General features: G+C 54.8%; 1 protein-coding gene. It reads left to right on the top strand.

The annotated features are described in order from the left end of the window. Window positions 1-113 precede the first annotated feature (113 nt). Window positions 114-768, top strand: a 655-nt coding sequence (locus tag HMPREF1627_RS09940; protein ID WP_234305184.1) for an ABC transporter substrate-binding protein, incomplete at its 3' end; no start/stop codon positions are given.

Here is a 768-nt window from a genome sequence, read left to right as displayed (position 1 = left end):
CTGCAGTTGCGGCTGTGGTGCTAATGCTTGGAGCATGTGCTCCCGGACCTTCTAACGAATCGAGCCCCAGTGAGGGTGGTGCGTCAAGTGAGGTCATTACGGATATTTCGAGCTTGCCTGAGCAGACTCTGACGGTTTGGGACCAGGAGGTTCGCGGAGGCCAGGACGAGCAGATGAAGCGCCTGAATAAGGCGTTTATGAAGAAGTATCCAAACATCACCATTGATCGGGTTTCGCAGTCGTTTGATGATCTGCAAACCACGCTTCGCCTCGCACTTTCGGGTGATGACGCGCCCGATGTTGTGGAGGCAAATAATGCGCGGTCGATGATGGGACAGTTTGTTTCGGCTGGACAGATCATTCCGCTGGATCCATGGGCGGATGCTTACAAGTGGCGGGACCGCTACTCTGACAGCATTCTTTCTTACTCTTCCTATTCGGCTGACGCCACGAAGTTTGGTGAAGGATCGCTTTACGGCTTGCCGCAGGTAGGCGAGGTTGTGGGTGTTTTCTACGCGCCTTCAAGACTTGAAGAGTTGGGTCTGCAGGTACCGAAGACGTGGGATGAGTTCAGTGACCAGTTGAAGACCATTAAGGATGCGGGAAAGACGCCGCTAATGCTCGGTAACGTAGATAAGTGGCCTGCGTTCCACCTGTTTGGCGCGGTTCAGGCCGCTCACGTTCCGGCAGATCAGGTGCGCCCACTTGGTTTCGGTAATGCGGGTGCTACGTGGAAGTCGGATGAGAATGTTGCGGCAGCGAAGCAGT

This window comes from Actinomyces sp. S6-Spd3 (assembly GCF_000758755.1).
Lineage (GTDB): Bacteria > Actinomycetota > Actinomycetes > Actinomycetales > Actinomycetaceae > Pauljensenia.
The sequence above is the reverse complement of the archived record's forward strand: the minus strand, read 5'-3'. Positions and strand labels throughout refer to the sequence as shown.